General features: G+C 72.2%; 16 protein-coding genes and 1 tRNA gene. 7 read left to right on the top strand and 10 right to left on the bottom strand.

What is annotated here, in order from left to right; genetic code table 11:
* Positions 1-91 precede the first annotated feature (91 nt).
* A complete protein-coding gene (locus tag NLX86_RS15925; protein WP_254372356.1) occupies positions 92-1330 on the top strand; it encodes a M6 family metalloprotease domain-containing protein in 1239 nt (412 codons plus the stop codon).
* 95 nt (positions 1331-1425) lie between these two features.
* On the opposite strand, the gene NLX86_RS15930 is transcribed toward NLX86_RS15925, so the two are convergent.
* The 7 genes from NLX86_RS15930 to NLX86_RS15960 form a co-directional block, all read right to left on the bottom strand.
* Positions 1426-1499, bottom strand: a tRNA-Lys gene (locus NLX86_RS15930).
* Positions 1490-2143 carry a bifunctional DNA primase/polymerase gene (locus tag NLX86_RS15935; protein ID WP_254372357.1) on the bottom strand — a complete coding sequence of 218 codons (654 nt, stop codon included), beginning with the start codon at positions 2141-2143 and terminating at the stop codon, positions 1490-1492. Before NLX86_RS15935 ends, NLX86_RS15930 begins: the two co-directional genes overlap by 10 nt.
* Positions 2144-2275: 132 nt before the next feature.
* Positions 2276-2614, bottom strand: a complete 339-nt coding sequence (locus NLX86_RS15940; RefSeq protein WP_254372358.1) for a hypothetical protein — start codon at positions 2612-2614, stop codon at positions 2276-2278.
* 72 nt (positions 2615-2686) lie between these two features.
* Positions 2687-4042: an AAA domain-containing protein gene (locus tag NLX86_RS15945; protein ID WP_254372359.1), complete on the bottom strand. Its 1356-nt coding sequence runs from the start codon at positions 4040-4042 to the stop codon at positions 2687-2689.
* Positions 4039-5652 (bottom strand): hypothetical protein, encoded by a 1614-nt coding sequence (locus tag NLX86_RS15950; protein ID WP_254372360.1) that lies wholly within the window; start codon positions 5650-5652, stop codon positions 4039-4041. The genes NLX86_RS15945 and NLX86_RS15950 overlap by 4 nt, the downstream gene beginning before the upstream one ends.
* Positions 5643-6827, bottom strand: a complete 1185-nt coding sequence (locus NLX86_RS15955) for a hypothetical protein (protein WP_254372361.1) — start codon at positions 6825-6827, stop codon at positions 5643-5645. The genes NLX86_RS15950 and NLX86_RS15955 overlap by 10 nt, the downstream gene beginning before the upstream one ends.
* Positions 6751-7620: a phosphatase PAP2 family protein gene (locus NLX86_RS15960; RefSeq protein WP_254372447.1), complete on the bottom strand. Its 870-nt coding sequence runs from the start codon at positions 7618-7620 to the stop codon at positions 6751-6753. Before NLX86_RS15960 ends, NLX86_RS15955 begins: the two co-directional genes overlap by 77 nt.
* A gap of 152 nt (positions 7621-7772) precedes the next feature.
* Here NLX86_RS15960 and NLX86_RS15965 point away from each other — a divergent pair, with 152 nt between their 5' ends.
* The gene (locus NLX86_RS15965) at positions 7773-8372 is read left to right on the top strand and encodes a histidine phosphatase family protein (protein WP_254372362.1); all 600 of its coding nucleotides are present in this window, start codon (positions 7773-7775) and stop codon (positions 8370-8372) included.
* A gap of 71 nt (positions 8373-8443) precedes the next feature.
* On the opposite strand, the gene NLX86_RS15970 is transcribed toward NLX86_RS15965, so the two are convergent.
* Positions 8444-9793 carry a tetratricopeptide repeat protein gene (locus NLX86_RS15970; protein ID WP_254372363.1) on the bottom strand — a complete coding sequence of 450 codons (1350 nt, stop codon included), beginning with the start codon at positions 9791-9793 and terminating at the stop codon, positions 8444-8446.
* A gap of 269 nt (positions 9794-10062) precedes the next feature.
* Between NLX86_RS15970 and NLX86_RS15975 the strand changes: the two genes are divergently transcribed.
* Together NLX86_RS15975 and NLX86_RS15980 are read left to right on the top strand one after the other, a co-directional pair.
* Positions 10063-10548 carry a hypothetical protein gene (locus NLX86_RS15975; RefSeq protein ID WP_254372364.1) on the top strand — a complete coding sequence of 162 codons (486 nt, stop codon included), beginning with the start codon at positions 10063-10065 and terminating at the stop codon, positions 10546-10548.
* Between the two features lie 58 nt (positions 10549-10606).
* The gene (locus tag NLX86_RS15980) at positions 10607-11476 is read left to right on the top strand and encodes a fused MFS/spermidine synthase (RefSeq protein WP_254372365.1); all 870 of its coding nucleotides are present in this window, start codon (positions 10607-10609) and stop codon (positions 11474-11476) included.
* Positions 11477-11490: 14 nt separating this feature from the next.
* Here NLX86_RS15980 and NLX86_RS15985 read toward each other — a convergent pair whose 3' ends face one another.
* Positions 11491-12069 (bottom strand): hypothetical protein, encoded by a 579-nt coding sequence (locus tag NLX86_RS15985; RefSeq protein WP_254372366.1) that lies wholly within the window; start codon positions 12067-12069, stop codon positions 11491-11493.
* 140 nt (positions 12070-12209) lie between these two features.
* Between NLX86_RS15985 and NLX86_RS15990 the strand changes: the two genes are divergently transcribed.
* The 3 genes from NLX86_RS15990 to NLX86_RS16000 all read left to right on the top strand — a co-directional run bounded on the left by NLX86_RS15990 (position 12210) and on the right by NLX86_RS16000 (position 15962).
* The gene (locus NLX86_RS15990; RefSeq protein ID WP_254372367.1) at positions 12210-12911 is read left to right on the top strand and encodes a response regulator transcription factor; all 702 of its coding nucleotides are present in this window, start codon (positions 12210-12212) and stop codon (positions 12909-12911) included.
* Entirely contained in the window at positions 12908-14308 is a 1401-nt protein-coding gene (locus NLX86_RS15995; protein WP_254372368.1) for a HAMP domain-containing sensor histidine kinase, read from the top strand. Before NLX86_RS15990 ends, NLX86_RS15995 begins: the two co-directional genes overlap by 4 nt.
* Positions 14309-14474: 166 nt before the next feature.
* Positions 14475-15962: a cellulose binding domain-containing protein gene (locus NLX86_RS16000; protein ID WP_254372369.1), complete on the top strand. Its 1488-nt coding sequence runs from the start codon at positions 14475-14477 to the stop codon at positions 15960-15962.
* A gap of 141 nt (positions 15963-16103) precedes the next feature.
* On the opposite strand, the gene murJ is transcribed toward NLX86_RS16000, so the two are convergent.
* On the bottom strand, positions 16104-18002 hold the full coding sequence (gene murJ / locus NLX86_RS16005; protein ID WP_302061403.1) for a murein biosynthesis integral membrane protein MurJ: 1899 nt from the start codon (positions 18000-18002) through the stop codon (positions 16104-16106).
* Between the last annotated feature and the right edge of the window lie 86 nt (positions 18003-18088).

An 18088-nucleotide genomic window follows, 5' to 3' on the forward strand; every position in this document is an offset into this window, starting at 1 on the left:
GATCACCCGGCCGGGCCACCTTGACAAGGCATGTCATACAAAAACATCACAAGGTGGGTGAGATGTCCCGATTCACCCTCCGGAGGTCGACGTGCCGCGTCAGAAGACACCCGAGGGAGTGGAGCGCTTCCCCGTGCGGAGCACCGGCGCGGCGCTCACCTCCCTCACGGCACTCGCCGCCATGTCCCTCTTCGCGGGCCCCGCCGTGGCGGAACCGGCCGCCGGACCCTGTGCGCTGTCACGCAGCTCCGCACACCACTCGGTGGGCCTCGACACCTGGAACGCCGCCTACCCGCGGCCCGAACGCACACTCGACGCCGTCATGATCTTCCTGTCCTTCCCCGACTCCCGCCCGACCCTCGAGCCCCGGGACCTCGCGGCCGACCACTTCCCCGCCACCAGCCGGTTCTTCCACCAGGCCTCGTACGGGAAGTTCCGGCTGAAGGCGCACCCGCGGCAGACCTGGACCACGATGCCGAAGCCGTCCACGACGTACGGGATAAAGCGCGACTGGGCGCCGGAGAAGCGCGCCGCCTACCTGCGCGACGCGCTGGCCACGGCCGACCGGAGCGTGGACTTCAGCCGGTACGACATCGTCTACTTCGTCGCCGACCCGGACGCCCCGGGCGTCGACTCCGACGCCACGAAGGTCGTCAACCTCGACAGACCGCTGCGCGCGGACGGTACGGACCTCAGGCGCATCGTCACCGTCTTCGAGCAGCACCCGCCCGACCGCAACGTCCTCGCCCACGAGACGGGGCACGTCTTCGACCTCGCCGACCTGTACCACCGCCCCGAGGACGGCAAGGGCGACTGGGACACGTACGTCGGCGACTGGGACGTGATGGGCAGCCAGTTCGGCATGGCCCCCGACCTGTTCGCCTGGCACAAGTGGAAGCTCGGCTGGCTGGACCATCGCCAGGTCGCCTGCGTACGGGGCGGCGGCGCCAGCATGCACACGCTGGAGCCACTGGGTGCCGCGCCGGTCCGGGGCGGGACGGGCGGGACCAGGCTCGCGGTCGTACGCACCGGAGAGGACAGCGCGATCGCCATCGAGGCGCGCGGCGCGGTCGGCAACGACGAGTCGACCTGCACCGAGGGTGTGCTCATCTACCGGGTGCGCAGCCGGACCGAATCGGGCGGCGGCCCGGTCGAGGTGGTGGACACGCATCCGGACACGGAGGCGTGCTGGAAGGAGTCGGTGTTCCCACCGCTGGCGGACGCACCCCTCGGGGTCGGGGAGTCGTACACGGTGCCGGGGGAGCGGACCCGAATCGAGGTGGCGGACCGGACGCGGTCGGGCGCGTACACGGTCAAGATCACCACATAGGGCAGCGCGTGGGGCAGCGCGTGGGGCTGCACATGGGGCAGCGCATGGGGAAACCAGGAAGCCCCCCGCTTCCGCGGGGAGCTTCCTGTCGTCTGTGCGCCGCCAGGGACTCGAACCCCGGACCCGCTGATTAAGAGTCAGCTGCTCTAACCAACTGAGCTAGCGGCGCCTGCTGACGTCGTAGACCTTAGCATCCTGATCGGCGGGAGGAAAAATCGATATCCGCACTGCTGAGGCGGAGGCCGCACGGGCCGCCCGCACACAGGCCCAGAGCAGCACCTCGGGGCCCGGCAGCCACGGATGCCGGGTATCGGGGGCGACCAGCCAGCGCGCGGCCGGGGCGGCTCCCGGGCCGGGCGCGCTGATCGCCGGGACGGTCACCGCGTCGCCCGTGCCATGGCACAGGACCGGGGGCATGGCGCCGCCCCACTCCTCCCAGTCGAGCAGTGACGGCAGCCGCTGGGCGGTGCCGGGGGCGGCGAAGAGCAGCATCCGCCCCCGGTGCGCCGCCACCGGCCCGGAACCCGGGCCGTCCTCCCACAGCCGGTCCAGCATCCGCCGCCCGAACATCGCGGGCACGTTCACCACGTCGAAGACCGAGCCGCAGGGCAGTACGCCGGGCGCGGTGGGACGGCCCTCCCAGAGCGAGAGCGTGCTGCGCGGATACGCGGCGGCGGAGGCGAGCCAGGCGGCCCCCGCCGAGGTGACCTGAGCCGTGTGATGCCGGCCTTCGTCCCGCAGGAAGCCGAAGATGTCGAAGCTCCCGTCGTCGCCGGTACTGAGGGGCGTCTCGTCTCGCTGCCAAGCGCTCATGGGCCCTATATCTACCCTCGGTCACCGACCGGTTTCCAAGAGTTGCCGGAAACCGGGACAGGACGGGGCGGGGTGGGGTACCTTGCGCCCCGGCATATGCCAGCGGCGCGCAGGAAGGTACAGCCGGGTCGGTTACGGCTGCGTGCCGCGGAGGAGTTCCTCGCCGAACTCGATCATCTTTCTCGCGTAGTCCTCGGTCCACTCCGCCCGCTCCCCGATCTCCGCCGGCGACAGCCGGTCGAAGCGCCCGGGGTCCGCGAGCTGCGCGGCCGCGACTGCCTGGAACTCGATCGCCCGGTCCGTCGCGGCACGGAAGGCCAGGGTCAGTTCCGTGGACCGGGCCAGCAGCTCGCGGGGGTCTTCGATCGACTCCAGATCGAAGAAGTGCTCCGGGTCCGCGGCGGCCTCCGAGGGCTCGAAAAGCAGCGGTGCGGGCCGCAGCCTCCGCTCGGTCCGCTCGGGGTCTGCCATCTCTTCCTCCTGCTCATTGCCTCCGGGCCACCCTCTATTGTCCAGCTCCGCGCAAGTACGCATCGAGCTGCCCTACGACCGCCAGGGCACCCGGTGCTCCGCGAGGTGGGCCATGACCGCGTGGTTCGCCTCCCAGCCGTCCGGGAATTTCATCGTGACGCCCAGCTGCACCGGCTCCGTCGACGGGTGGTCGTCCAGCAGGTCGGCGATTCCCTCGCGGCACACCACGATGCAGGCGTGCCGGTGGCGCGAGGCCAGTACGCACAGGCGGCCCGTCTCCAGGTGGAAGGCCGTCGCGTCGGGGCGGCCCGACAGCGGGTGCAGGACGACCGTGATGTCGAACTCCCGGCCCTGGAGGCGGTTCGCCGTGTCGACCGCGACCCCCGTGACGCCCAGCTCGGCGAGCGCCGCGCGGACCGCCGCCGCCTGGTCCCGGTGGGCCGTACCGACCGCGATCCGGTCGGCCGTCACCGGCTCCGGGCCGGCCGCGCGCTCGCTGGTCGCCACGCCACCGCGGTCCAGCACGCGCCGTACGACCAGCGCCACCGCCCGTACCGCCTCGGGGTCCGTACGCGGGGTGTGCCGGGCGGGCAGTTCCAGCAGGCCCCAGCCCGAATCGGCCGCCTCGTCCAGCACCCGGTCGGGTCCGGAGCCGTCCGAGGGGACGGCGAAGGACAACCGCCGGTCGCCGTGGTCCGTACCGCTGCGGAACGGGGTGTACGGATAGAACGCGCCCGACACCAGCGGGGCGGCGGAGGCCGGCAGCCGCCAGGACACCGGGAGCCGATGCTGCGGCAGGTCCGGATTGTGCGCCAGAAGCGTCGACACCGCGCTGGCCGACGGGTCGTACGACAGCCCGGCCCACTGCTCCGCGCCGACGACGCTGAACGGGTCGAGCTGGCCGGGGTCGCCGACGAACAGCGCCCGGTCGAAGAGCCCGGCCACGGCGAGCAGCGCGTCCGAGCGCATCTGGTAGGCCTCGTCGACGATCGCGTGCCCCCACGGCTCGACGCCCTGGGTGTGGGCCCACTTCGCGGCGGTCGAGATGACGACGTCCAGGCCGGTCAGGTCCGCGGCCTTGGCGGACTTGCGCACCGAGGGCAGGTCGTCGAGGGCCTTGTCGTACGGGTCGGGCTCGTTGCTGTGCAGCCGGCCGACCGGCAGCGCCGGATCCTTCTCGGCGAGCCGCAGTACGAGGTCGTCCACCTGGGCGTTGGTCTGGGCGACGACCATCAGCGGGCGCCCTGCGGCGGCAAGCTCGCGGGCCGCGCGCACCACGAGCGTCGACTTGCCCGCGCCGGGCGGCGAGTCGACGACGACACCGCGGTGGGTGCCGTGCAGCGTGTCGTGAAGGATCGCCTCGGTCGCGCGGGCGGCCAGCGCGGCGGGCCCGTCCCCGGAGGCGTGGCGCCGCGGTGTGCCGGTCACAGGTAGTCCTCCGCCGTCACGGGGTCGGGCATCGTTGCGGGATCGGCGGGCGTCCCGGTTGTCTCGACTGAGGCGGTGCGCGGACCGCCGTGGGTCCACGGCGTGTCCTCGGGGTCGGGCAGCTTCGGCCCGCCGCGCCGGTCGTGCTCGAAGAGCGTCCAGCACAGCCGCTCGCCCTTCTCCGGTACGGAACCGGGCGCCGGATCCTTGCCGCGCCCCATCTTGTCGGTGAGCTGAACGACCAGGACGCCCTCGCCCTCGTAACGGACGAACTCCGCGGTCTGCGGGCGTCCGTCCAGCGAGCGGAAGACCTTGGTGCGCTCGCCGAGGTGCGGCCGGTCGTCCGTACGGCAAGTGACCAGGGGGCGCGGGCTCGGCCGCTTGGAGTCGCTCCACGCCATGACGACCTCGGTCACCTCACCCGCGAACGCCTCGCCGGCCAGCCGCCGCGCCGCCATCACCAGCGGATCGTCGAGGGCCTCCTGCGCCTCCAGCTGTGCCTGCGCGGTCTCCCGCGCGGCCAGCTTCTGCGCGGCGGTCACCGCGTCGTCGCGGCGGGGCTGCGGCGGCTCGCCGGCGCGCACGCGGTCGCGGTGGCCGGTGAACGACCACCGGTCCCGGGTCCAGCGCTCCTCGGTACGGCTGCCGCCGGGAAGCTCGCGCAGCAGATCCAGCCCGTGCCACACGGCGTCCCAGGTCGGCCGCATCCGGCTCTCGACCAGGTCCCGGATGTCCCGCTCGGCGGCCGTGAGCTGCGTGAGCTGTGCGGGTGTGGCGGACCCGCCGCCGTCCCGCACCGCCGCGCGCGCCCGGTCGTACCGGGACATCGCGGGGGCCAGCAGCCGGTTGTCGAACGCCGGGTCGGTCGCCGGTCCGGCCGGCGGGCACACCAGCTGCCCGTCCCGGTCCCGGTCCAGCTCCGCCCGTAGTGCCGCCTCGGCGCCGGACTCTCCGTCAGGCGGGTCGATCCAGGCGAGCAGCGCCCCGAGGTGCTGGTCCTCGAGGTTGCTCTGCCCGGTCGCCCAGTGCCGGCCCAGCAGTTCGGTGGCCGCGAGCAGCAGCGAGGAGCCGGGCACCCGCGCGCGCTCGCCGAAGTGGGTGAACCAGCGGCCGAGCAGCGGGACGCGCGGTGGCGCCGGATACGGCGTGTCGGGGTCCTGCTCGGCGGTCCGCCGGAACCGCATGGAGCGCCCCAGCAGCCGGACGAACTCGACGCCCGCCCGGCTCGGCACGATCAGCTGCGGAGCGTCCGAGCACAGCTCGACCTCCACCTTCACGCGCTTGCCGGTTTCGGCGTCGGCCTCGGTGCGCTCGGCGGGTTCGACGACGTCCGCGTACCCGTCGATGTACGGCAGTACGGACTCGGCCAGCTCGGCGAGGAACGCGAACCGCAGATCCCGGTCGCGCGGCTGCGGCACGACCAGCAGCCGCGGTGCGTCGCGGTCGGTCCCCACCAGCGCCCCCAGCGGCGCACCCGTCTCACCGGCGGTGGTCAGCGGTACGAGGACGAGCGGGCGGTCGGTGAGATGCCGGTGGCGCACGGTCGCGGCGGGCTGCGCCCGTCCGCTCCGCACGGCCTCCAGCCGAGCGAGGGTATGGATCAGCGACATCCGGCAGCCTCACGTTCGGGGCGGGGCGTGCCGGCGTCGGGGGCGGTGGTCAGTGCCCCGGCTCGTAGCGCCGCCGCTCGGCGCAGGGCGGCCACGGTGGGGTCCGTGGCGTCGTACGCCTCGCCTTCCGCGGCGGCCAGCACCGCGCCGATCGTGGTCAGGCCGCCCAGCTCGCCGCGCACCCCGCGCCCGAGCGCCTCCACGGCGCCCGCGGCGCGGGCCCGCTCCCGGCAGTGGAACGCCAGCTCGCACGCGGCCAGGCACTCCGGTGCGTATGCGGCGCCGACCGATTCGACCGCGGCCGTCAGCTCCTCGGCCGGCCGCTCCAGGTCGAACGTGGCGCCCTCGGGCAGCGCGGCGGCGATGTCCTCGACGCGGGTCAGCCGGGCCAGCTGTCTGCGGGTGACCGAGAGCTGCTTGCGTACGTCGACGACCGACGCGGTCGGCAGGTTGGAGAAGTCCTTCGGGCAGACCAGCAGCACCGAGTGGTTCACGGCGGCCCCGTCGAGCCGGTCGGCGACCCGCTCCAGCGCCAGTACGTACACCGCGGCCTGCCGGGCCGCCGCGCCGACCTTCGCCGCGTCCGCCGAGTCGTCGATCATCGGGAACGACTTGATCTCGACGACCGTCCACCGGCCGTCCGGCTGCACGATCACCGCGTCCGGCTCCAGATACGCGGGCGAGCCCGCCACCGCCAGGGCCAGCATCGGGTGGTCGAGCACCGACCACCTGCCGGCGGCCGTCGCCTCGCGCAGGGCCAGCGCGGTACGGGCCGCGCGGCCCTCGGGACCGGCCGCGGACAGGTCGGGGACGGCCACCTCATCGGCGGCGGGCGCCTCGAAGCCGGTGCGCTCGCACCACAGCCGCAGCAGCTCCGTGCCGCCGTCCGCCTTGACCTTGGCCTCGAAGGCGTTGCCCCGGACGAACGCGAACTGCGACTGGCCGAAGGCGGAAGGGGAGCCGAGCGCCGCGGCGAGCGCGGCCTTGTCCACCCCGGCCCCGTCCAGCAGCGCGCGGCGCTCACACCCGGGGTTGGCGGCGAGGGCCGCGAGCGCGCGGGCGTCGAGCGGATGCGGCGGTACGGCCGGGCCGCGCAGCTCAGCGAGCCGCTGCCGGAGTGCCGTCGGCGGCGTCGGCGTCGGCGGAGGAGGTCCGCTGTCCAGGGAATCGCTCACCCGCGGAAGTCTCGCATCCACCACTGACAATCGGGGATGGGACAGCTGTGATCCGGGACCGGGTCCGGATCCGGTCGGCGAGCCGCATCGCGGGCCGGGCCAGCAGCAGGCCCAGCCCCATCACGGCCGCGCCGGCGACGGCGTCCAGGAAGTAGTGGTTGGCCGTCCCCATCACCACGAGGACGGTGAGCAGCGGGTACGCGACACCGGCCGCCCTCGCAGTCGGCGTCCGCCCGTGCCGCCAGAGCATCACGCCGCACCACAGCGCCCAGCCGACGTGCAGGCTCGGCATCGCCGCGTACTGGTTGGTCATGCCGCCCAGCCCGCGCGGGGCGCTCGCCTCGCCGCCCCACCAGCCGTACGAGCTGTACTGCGCCATCGTGTCGACGAAGCCGTGGCCCGCGGCCAGCAGCCGGGGCGGGCAGGTCGGCAGCAGCGTGAAGCCGGCCAGGCCGAGGACGGTGGAGACCATGAGCCAGGTCCGGGCGGCGCGGTAGTGCGCGGGGCGGCGCCGGAACAGCCAGACGAGGAGGGCGGGGGTCACCAGGTAGTGCAGGGTGGCGTACGCGAAGTCGGCCGGAATGCCCAGCCAGGCGTGGTCGGTGAAGAGGCGGTTGAGGGGGTGCTCGGCGTTGAGCCGGAAGAACTTCTCGACCCGCAGTATCGCGAGGCCGTGGTCGACGGCGGTGGAGACATCGCCTCGGACGAGCAGCCGTCCGCCGGAGTAGGCGGCGTACACGACACCGATCAGCAGCAGCTCGGCCCACCAGCGCGGCCGGGTGCGGATCACCATCGTCAACCCCCCTCGATCAACTGTACGGTGTATGTGAACCGCCGTACGGGTAGGGAGACGTGGCGATCCACCGTGGGGTTGCCTGTCGTTCACATGCGCGATGATGGAGATCAAGCACGCCCCGCACCCCGCGCACCCCGGGAGACACCGCCATGGCACCCCGCATCCTGCTGGCCCGGCACGGACAGACCGCCTGGTCGCTGGCCGGGAAACACACCGGCCGGACGGACATCCCGCTCCTGGACGAGGGCCGGAGCGGCGCGAAGCTGCTGGGGGAGCGACTTCACCGGGCGTCGCCGTGGTCGGGACTGCCCGGCGTCGAAGTCCGTACCAGCCCCCTCCTCAGGGCTCGCGACACCTGCGAGCTGGCCGGCTTCGGCGACCGGGCGGAGGAGTGGGACGCCCTGATGGAGTGGGACTACGGCGCGTACGAGGGCCTGGACCCGGGCGAGATCAAGGCCCTGCGGCCCGACTGGTTCATCTGGCGCGACGGGGTCCCGGAGGGGGAGACGCTGGCCGAGGTCGGCGCCCGCGCGGACGAGGTCGTGGCCTGGGCCCGCTCGGCGGACCGCGACGTCCTGGTCTTCGCGCACGGCCACATCCTGCGGGTACTGGGCGCGCGCTGGCTGGGCCTGGCCCCGTCCTTCGCGGCCCGCATCCGCCTGGACCCGACGTCACTGTCGGTCCTGGGCTGGGCGTACGGCGACCCGGCAGTGGAACGCTGGAACGACACGGCCCACCTGGAATCCTGACGTTCCCGTCCCCGAGTCGCTGTGACTCGCCCGGCGAGCGGCGCGCGGCGCCGCATCCACCGGCCCCGCCGTCACGCCGGCGTCGGCGCCGATGCCGCGTGGCGGGTCAGGAACTCCGCGACGTCCGGCGACCGGCGGTGCGGGAGCAGCACCCGTGCAGTGCCCGCCAGCATCGTCTGGACCCGGGACGACTGGACTTCGTCCAGCAGATCCAGCACCCGCTGCCCCGCCGAGGCCGCGTCGTCCGGCTCGCCCGCACGGGCAAGGTCGTCGGCCAGTTCCGACGTGTAGAGCGCGACATTGCGGGCGAAATGCGGGTCCTGCAAAGCCGCCGCCCGCCGCGCGTGGCGCGCGGCCCGTGGCCAGTCCCCGAGCGCGGACCAGCACTGCGCCTCCAACGCCTCCAGCTCGGCGTCGCCGAAGAAGGACATCCACTCGGGATCGGCGTCACAGGGCCCGCGCCCGAACAGGGTGTGGGCCCGCCCCAGCGCCTCCTCGCACCCGGTGCGGTCGCCGAGCCCCGCCCACCCGCCGGCCTCCCGGAGCGTGAGCAGCGTGAGCAGCCGGGCGGAGCCCAGGTGCCGGGCCGCCCGCTGGCCGGCCTGGGCTGCACGTACCGCCTCACGCGGCCGCCCCGCGTCCCGTGCGAGGAAGGCGGTGTTGCAGAAGGCATGCGCCTCCAGGGCCGGGTCGCCGGAGACCCGCGCGGTGGCGAGCGCCTCCGCGTAGTGCGAGCGGGCATCGTCGAAGCGGCCGGAGTCGTGCGCCAGCCAGCCGACGGAGATGGCCAGTTCGCCCGCGCCGGCGTGCAGCCGGTCAGTCGTGGACTGGCGTACGGCGTCGGCGTCGAGCAGCGCGTACGCGGTGCGCAGCGGCTGCGCGGCGCGTCTGTAGAGGCCGTCGGCACCGTGCCGGTCGTCGAGCAGCCGGATCTGCCGTACGGCTTCCTCGACGGCGGTGGCCTCGGCCTCGCCGACCCGGTGGGCGACGCGGCGGCCGTCGCCGCCGAGGGAGGCCAGTGCGGGGCCGAGCCCCAGGGACGCGGCTGCCACGGTGGCGGATCCGCCGGTCATGAACGCGCGACGCAGCACGTCGCTCTCCTTGGTGCAACTGACGAACAGGGGAACAGAGGGAGCCGGCGGCACCGGGCGCGGGCCCCGGCCGCGTACCGCCTCGCGGGCCGCGAAGCCCAGGTCGGTCAGCGTCCGGCCGGGGAACATGTGCAGGAACACCCGCTCGTACGCGTAGTTGGGGCAGCGGATCTCGCCGGCCTCCACCCGCCCGATGTAGCGCGCGTCGCACGCGACCGTCTCGCCGATCTCCCGGGCCGCCCTGCGCACCGCCGCCGCGAACTCGCCGGGTGAGCGCTGTCCGCGCAACAAGCGGAACGCAAGGTTCGGTGACGGGAGTGTCGACGCCATGGCCGGGCCTCTCTGGCAAATCTGGCGAAGCGTGCTGCGGTGCGCTGCCTGTGCCCGAGGGGCCGGCGCGCAAAAACGTACCGCCTGTGACGGAGTGCTCACGTGGTGTTTGGCTACAAACCGGATATCTCACCCACGATCCGCCATGAACTGCCATCCTTTGCGGCGGCATCCCACCACACCTGTTGACGTCGTCCCGCGTTGAACCATGCGGAGTGGGAGGCGGCTCCCATCCCGGACGAGGAGGGGTTCCCTTGTTGGAGGCCGGCATGGAGACCAGCGGCTCGAGCACTGTCACCGCTACGCACAGGCCCACTCAGGAGGCCGGCGCCATGCCGGACGTCCTGGACATCTCGCACGGCGGCGCGGAGCCCTGCGACCTGGTGACCGTTCCGGCCCGGCAGGGCCTGGAGGCGGTGGACATCCTGCGGCGCGGGACGGATCCGGCCGCTGTCGGTCCTGTACTGCACGACGGCACGTGCGACACCCTCGGCTTCCTGGTGCCCCCCGGCACCGCCGACGCCTGGGACCTGCCGGGCAGCGCCTGTACGCAGACGTCCGGGCGCGGGCTGCGACTTGACGTCGGTGGCGCGACCGGCGCTCCGGAGACCCCCCTCGCCCCCGCGCCCCTGGTCGCCGGCACCGGCTGGCTGCTGCCTCCCGGCAGCGCGGACCCGGTCACCGACCCTGCCGTGCTGCGGGCCGCTCTGGGCGAGGCGGCCCGGCTGATCGAGGCCGCTGACAGCTGCCGCTAGCTGCCGCCGGCCGCTGCCCGCTGAGCGCGCAAGGGTCCGCAGCCTGAATAATGGCCAGGTGGCGAAGGACAGACGGCGCGGTGGGCGCGGGCGTACCCCCGAAGCCGTCGTCGAGCAGGTGGACGGCGGTCTCGCCGAGCTGATACCGGACCCTGAGCGGTCCCGGGGCTGGACGCTGCTGGTGGACGGCGCGCCCCAGTCGCATGTGGACCTCGACGATCCCGCGTATCTCGACTTCGCGTACCAGCGCCGGATCGGGCACATCGCCGACCTCGTCGCCCCGCCGAAGCAGCCGCTGCGCGTCGTGCACCTCGGCGGCGGCGCCTTCACCCTCGCCCGCTACATCGCGGCCACCCGCCCCCGCTCCACCCAGCAGATCGTCGAACTGGACGCGGCCCTCGTCCAACTGGTCCGCCGCGAGCTGCCGTTGGACGCCAACGCCCGGATACGGGTCCGCTCCACCGATGCCCGGGCCGGGCTCGCCAAGGTGCCGGACGGCTGGGCGGACCTGGTGATAGCGGACGTGTTCAGCGCCGCCCGTACCCCCGCTCATCTCACCAGTACGGAATTCCTCGACGAGGTGCGCCGGGTCCTGGCGCCCACCGGCTGGTACGCCGCCAATCTCGCCGACGGCCCGCCGCTCACCCATCTGCGCGGCCAGATCGCCACCGCCGCCGCACGCTTCCCGGAACTCGCCCTGGCCGCCGACCCGGTGGTGTTCCGCGGCCGCCGATTCGGCAACGCCGTACTGCTGGCCGCCGACCGGGAACTGCCGGTCGCGGAGCTGACCCGCCGGGTCGCGAGCGACCCGCACCCCGGCCGGGTCGAACACGGCCGGGCCCTCGCGGACTTCACCGGCGGAGCGGCCGTGGTCTCCGACGCGGACGCGGCGCCGTCACCGGCGCCGCCGCCCTCGGTGTTCCGGTAGGCGCGAATCCGCGGTCAGCGCTCGTAGGTCTCGACGAGCGGCGGGTGGTCGTGCCAGGTGCAGAAGACCGAGAGTTCGCGGCCGTCCCGGGTGAACGTGACCCTGATCCAGGTGGGCTGCTTCCAGACCTGCATCTGCCAGCCGGCCGAGGGCGTCGCCGAGACCAGTTCGGCCGAGGTGTCGCCGAGATCGAAGACGACCCTGCCGCCGTCGACCGTGTAGCCCTTCACATTTCCGGCGGATGCGGAGCCGGAGCCGGGCCCTGAGCCGGAGCCTGAGCCTGAGCCGGACGTGCCGGGGCCGCTCGGCGGCGTGGAGTTGGAAGCGCCGCGGCTCGGCCTGCCGGACGGTTTGCCGTCCGGAGTGGTCGGCGGCTCACCGGACTTGTCCGGCGAAGCGGATGTTTCCGGGCGTTGCGTGGCGGAGGAGAGCGGCGCCGGGGTCTTCCTGGCGGCTTCGGCGCTGATGGGGAGGGCGCGCGGCCGGTCGTACGCCGTGCCCGCCATGACCGTGTGGACGCCCCACCACGACAGCGTGACCGCCGCGCCCGTGGCGAGCGACCAAGCCAAGCCGTGTACGAGTCCTCGTTGCATCGCGGGCCATACTGCCCCACCCGTCCCATCCGTGTCGCGCGGGGACCCGGAGTGGCCGGAGGGGGGCGGGCGGTCCGGGGCCTGTGCCGCCGTGTGCCGCCCTGTGCCCGGCATCCCCCCTATGGCGTACGGTGCCGCCCATGGCAAGTGTGCTCGTGGTCGAGGACGACCAGTTCGTGCGCTCCGCCCTCATCCGGCACCTGACCGAGGCCTCCCACATCGTGCGGAGCGTCGGTACGGCCCTGGAGGCGCTGCGGGAGGTCGCCCATTTCCGCTTCGACGTGGTCATTCTGGACCTTGGGCTGCCCGATCTCGACGGATCAGAGGCGCTGAAGATGCTGCGCGGCATCACCGACGTACCGGTGATCATCGCCACCGCGCGGGACGACGAGACCGAGATCGTACGGCTGCTGAACGACGGCGCCGACGACTACCTGACGAAGCCGTTCTCGGTGGAGCACCTGTCGGCGCGGATGGCGGCCGTACTGCGCCGGGCGCGCGCCGCCGCCGGCGCCGAACCGCCCTCGCGTGTCATCCAGGTCGGCGGGCTGTCCATCGATCCGCTGCGCAGGCAGGCCGAGCTGGACGGGACCGAACTGGACCTGACCCGGCGCGAGTTCGACCTGCTGGCGTTCCTCGCCGGGCGGCCGGGAGTGGTCGTACCGCGCAAGGAGCTGCTCGCCGAGGTGTGGCAGCAGTCGTACGGCGACGACCAGACGATTGATGTGCATTTGTCCTGGCTGCGCCGGAAGCTGGGCGAGACGGCGGCCCGGCCGCGCTATCTGCACACGCTGCGGGGCGTGGGTGTGAAGCTGGAGCCGCCGCAGGGCGAGCGCTCATGAGATGGGCACTGGTCAAGGTGTGCCTGGCCGTCACGGCGATGGTCGTGGTGGCCTTCGCCGTACCGCTCGGGATGGTCATCAAGGAGATGGCCAGCGACCGGGCCTTCTCCAACGCCGAGCGGCAGGCCGCCGCGATCGGCCCGACGCTCTCCATCACCACCGACCGCGACCAGCTGGAGAGGGCCGTCGCCTCCACCCAGGCCGGCGCCGCGAACCGGATGGCCGTGCACATCCCCGCCTCCGGTGAACCGGGCAGTCCGGCCCTGGAGATCGGCATGCGCCGGGCCGCCCAGCGGGACCTGGACACCACCCGCCGGCTGGGCCGTGCCTCGATCTCGGAGGTGACCGGCGGCTCGGCGCTGCTGCAGCCCACCGCGCTCAACACCGGCAAGATCGCGATCGTCGAGGTCTTCGTCCCGGAGGGCGAGGTCAGCAATGGCGTGACCACCGCGTGGGTGGTGCTGGCGGGCGTCGGGATCGCGCTGATCATCGGCTCGGTCGCGGTCGCGGACCGGCTCGGCGTACGGCTGATCCAGCCGGCCAAGCGGCTCGCGGACGCGGCGCAGGACCTGGGGGAGGGGCGGCTCGGGGCGCGGGTGCCCGAGGAGGGGCCGACCGAACTGCGGTCCGCCGCCGTCGCGTTCAACTCCATGGCCGACCAGGTCGTCCAGCTCCTGACCAACGAACGCGAACTGGCCGCCGACCTCTCGCACCGCCTCCGCACCCCGCTCACCGTGCTGCGGCTCAACGCCGCCTCGCTGGGCGAGGGACCCGCCGCCGACCAGACCCGCGCGGCGGTCGAGCAGCTGGAACGCGAGGTCGACACCATCATCCGCACCGCGCGCGAGCAGCGCCCGCAGACGCAGGGCCCGCCCGGGCCGGGTGCGGGCTGCGACGCGTCCGAAGTGGTCCGCGAGCGGATGGACTTCTGGTCCGCGCTGGCCGAGGACGAGGGCCGCAAGGTCCGTCTCGCGGGCGTGGACCGGCCGGTACGTATCCCCGTCGCCAGGCCCGAACTGGCCGCCGCGCTCGACGCGATGCTCGGCAACGTCTTCCGGCACACCCCCGAGGGCACGGCCTTCTCGGTGGACGTCCACAACGGCGGTGCCGAGAGCAACTCGGTGATCATCCTCGTCTCGGACGCCGGGCCGGGCATCGATGACCCGGACGCGGCGCTGCGCCGCGGCAACGACGGCGACCGCGACGGCTCCACGGGCCTCGGCCTGGACATCGTCCGCCGGGTCGCGGAGTCGACGGGCGGCGACGTACGCATAGGGCGCTCGGTGCTGGGCGGCACGGAGGTACGGATCTGGATCGCGCTGGACGGCCGCGAGTCCTCCGGCGGGGGCGGCAGGCGGGGGCACCGGGGCGGCGTCAGGCGGCGTCGCCGCCTGTGAGCGGCTGACCACGATTGGCCTTAACCATTAATGGCTCCCGATGCCTTCCTTAAGCGAGCCCTAAGATCCTCAACCGCCGTCCCGCTCCGGGCATTTGTCCGAATCGGTCTCGCTAGCGTGCTGCCCGCACCCACCCCCACTCTCGTAACGCAGAGGCAGGCACGTAATGAGCAGTACGCACCGGCGCAGGGCGAGCGGGAAGACGAAGGCCGTCGGCGCCGTCGTCGCCGCGGCAGTGATCGGCGGAGCCGCGTTCGCGCTCACGGGCACGGCGCAGGCCGCGGCTGTCGGCGCGGCGTACACCAGGACCAGCGGCTGGACGGGCGGTTACACCGGCCAGTACGTCGTCACCAACGCCACCGACAAGGCCCAGGCGGACTGGACGCTCGAGTTCGACCTGCCGGCCGGTACGAAGATCAGCTCGCTCTGGAACGGCGAACACGCCGTCAAGGGCAGCCACGTCACCGTCAAGCCCGCGAGCTGGAACAAGGACCTGGCGCCTGGTGCGTCCGTCACCGTCGGCTTCGTGACGTCGTCCGACGGCTCCGCCGCCGACCCCACCGGCTGCCTCATCAACCAGGCCAAGTGCTCCGTCGACGGAGGGGCCACGCCTGAGCCGAGCGGCCGTCCTACGGAGCCGCCGAAGCCGACGCCCACGGCCAAGCCGACGCCGACCGCTGTGCCTACGGGTACGGCTACGCCTACGCAGAAGCCCACCCCCACGCCGACGCAGACCGGCACCCCGGGCGGCGGCACCGGGACCGCCGCGGGTTATGCCCCGTACATCGACACCTCGCTGTACCCGGCGTACGACCTGGTGGACACCGCTACCAAGACGGGGGTGAAGGAGTTCAACCTCGCCTTCATCACCTCGGGCGGCAGCTGCGCGCCGCTGTGGGGCGGTGTCACCGACCTGGCGAGCGACAAGGTCGCGTCGCAGATCGGCGCGCTGCGGGCCAAGGGCGGCGACGTCCGGGTCTCCTTCGGCGGGGCGGCCGGCCACGAGCTGGCGCTCAACTGCTCCTCCGCGTCGGCCCTGGCGGCGGCGTACGGCAAGGTCATCGACACGTACAAGCTCACCAAGGCGGACTTCGACATCGAGGGCGCGGCCCTGCCGGACACGGCGGCCAACACCCGGCGGGCGCAGGCCATCACGCAGCTGCAGAAGTCGCACCCGGGCCTGGACGTCTCCTTTACGTTGCCGGTGATGCCGGAGGGGCTGACCCAGCGCGGGATCGACCTGCTGGCCGATGCGAAGAAGAACGGCGTGAAGATCAACGCCGTCAACATCATGGCGATGGACTACGGGCCGGCATACAGCGGTGACATGGGCGAGTACGCCATCCAGGCCGCGACCGCGACGCAGGCGCAGATCAGGGGAGTCCTCGGCCTGTCCGACGCGGCCGCCTGGAAGGCCGTCGCGGTGACCCCGATGATCGGCGTCAATGACGTCACCACGGAGATCTTCAAGGTCGACGACGCGACTCAGCTGGTGAACTTCGCCAAGTCCAAGGGGCTGGGGTGGCTGTCGATGTGGTCGTCGACCCGCGACAAGGAGTGCCCGGGCGGCGCGAAGAACTACGCGGACGCCACGTGCTCCTCGATCGTCCAGCAGCCGCTGGCCTTCACGAAGGCGTTCGCGGCGTACGAGTAGCCCCAGATCACAGCTGATCAGCTCTGATCAGCCCCCTGAGCCACCCCCCAAGGGCGCGCCCCGGCCGGACACCCCCACACCCGGCCGGGGCGTGCCTGCATGCAGGCCGGACGTGTCCGGGGGCGGCTCGGTGAGGCAGTTTCAGTGCATGCGACCGCGAATCATGGCGACCAGCGTGTTCAGTTCCTCCACTCGCATCCGCTTTGCTGCGAGGAAGAACAGCCCGCCAAGCACGATACTGCCGCCCGTGAGCGAGGCCAGAGACGCGAGAGCCCCGCCTCCCAAGTTGGAGCTGAGAAGGAGGGCGACGGCGCCGCCTGCCAATGCTGCTGGTATGGATGCGCTGATGAGGCGCGCGTAGGTGCGTCGGATGCGCTGGCCGTCCAGGTCCCCGCCCAGGCGCTTGCGCAATCGGCGCCAAGCCACCCCCACACCGACGGCGTATGCCATCCCGTACGAGGCGCCCATGCCGACGACGGCCCAGCGTGGCGGCAACACTGCGAAGCACATCGCCGAGGCGGTGGCATTGACCAGGGCGACGATGACAGTGTTGTAGAAGGGCGTGCGGGTGTCCTCGTAGGCGTAGAAGCCGCGGAGCACTACGTATTGGACGGAGTAAGGGATCAGGCCCAGCCCGAAAGCCATAAGGACGTAGCCGACGCCTCGTGCGCCTGCGCCGGAGCCGGCGTAAAGAAGAGAGGCGATCGGGACTCCCAGAGCGAGGAATGCGAAGGCGCTGGGAACGATCGCCACGGCAGAGGTGCGCAGCCCGTAGGAGATGTCGTCTCGGATGGCGGCAGTGTCACCGTCGTGGGCTGAGCGGGAGATGCGTGGCAGGACTGCGGTCATTACGGAGACAGTGATGATCGCCTGCGGCATCTGCCACAGAAGTAGGGCGTAGTTGTAGGCCGTGATGCCCGTGCCCGAATAGCCCTGCTTCTCGGCGATTGCGCCGGCCCAGGTGGCGAGCTGCGTCACAACGATCATGCCGAATTGGTTGGCGAGGACGAAAAGGAAGGTCCACTTGGCGAGACCGGCGGCTTTGCCAAGACCTTGCCCCTTCCAATCGAATCGCAGTCGGAGCTTGAACCCTGCTTCGCGAAGGTAGGGCAGCATGGCCAGAGCCTGGACGGCAAGGCCGAGAAGCGTGCCGATGCCCAGCAGCCGAACGCCTTCAGGCGTGATGTTGGCCGGGCTCACCCCGGACGCTGTGAAGCTGCCGAAAGCCCAGATGAAGCCGCCGAAGGTAGCGATGACAACAAGGTTGTTGAGCACCGGGGTCCACATCATCGCCCCGAACCTGCCGTGCGCATTGAGAATCTGGCCGAGGACTACGTGGATGCCCATGAAGAACATGGTGGGCAGGCAGTAGCGGGCGAATGCGACTGCCACGTCGATCGTGTGGGGGTCGGAGGCAAACTTCGCCGACATCATGGGGATGAGGAGCGGAGCGGCCAGAACACAGATGCTGGTGACGCCGCCAAGCAAGACGACGACAAGGGTCAGGAGTCGGTTGGCATATGCCTCACCATCCCCCTCCTTCATGGCCCGGACCAGCTGGGGGATGAAGACCGCGTTGAGTGCACCTCCGCCCACCAGGACGTAGATCATCGTGGGTAGGGTGTTGGCAACCTGGTACGAGTCGTTGAGCGTGCCGATACCGATCGCGGCCGCCATCACGAGGGTGCGCAGGAAGCCGGTCAACCGGGAGACGATGGTGCCTGCAGCCATGAGCGCGCTCGACTTGAGCAGGCTATGCGCCTTCCCGCTTCTCTTCGGGGGCGATGGGGTGGGAGGTGTCTGTCCCCGCTGATCCGTCTGCAGACCTGCGAGCATGTCCGGCGCATGCGAACGGCGCGCAGGACCGGGCACGGCGTGGAGCTGCACGGTGTCGGTGTCGCCGTGAGGTGACGGTAACGCGGTAGATGGCATGAATGACGGCGGGGCCGCCCGAGCGGGTGGCTCTGTCCACGCACCAGCGGACGCGTCACCGAAGCGAGGTGACCGGTGTTCGCGTTCAGGCGTATTGGGGGGCCCCATTGCACCGCGCCGCGAGTGGCCTTCGGGTAGGTCGTGATTCTGGTTGTCGGCGTTCACGGCCGTTCCCCCTCGCTGGCCTCGATCGG

The sequence above is a fragment of the Streptomyces sp. A3M-1-3 genome, assembly GCF_024213665.1.
GTDB lineage: Bacteria > Actinomycetota > Actinomycetes > Streptomycetales > Streptomycetaceae > Streptomyces.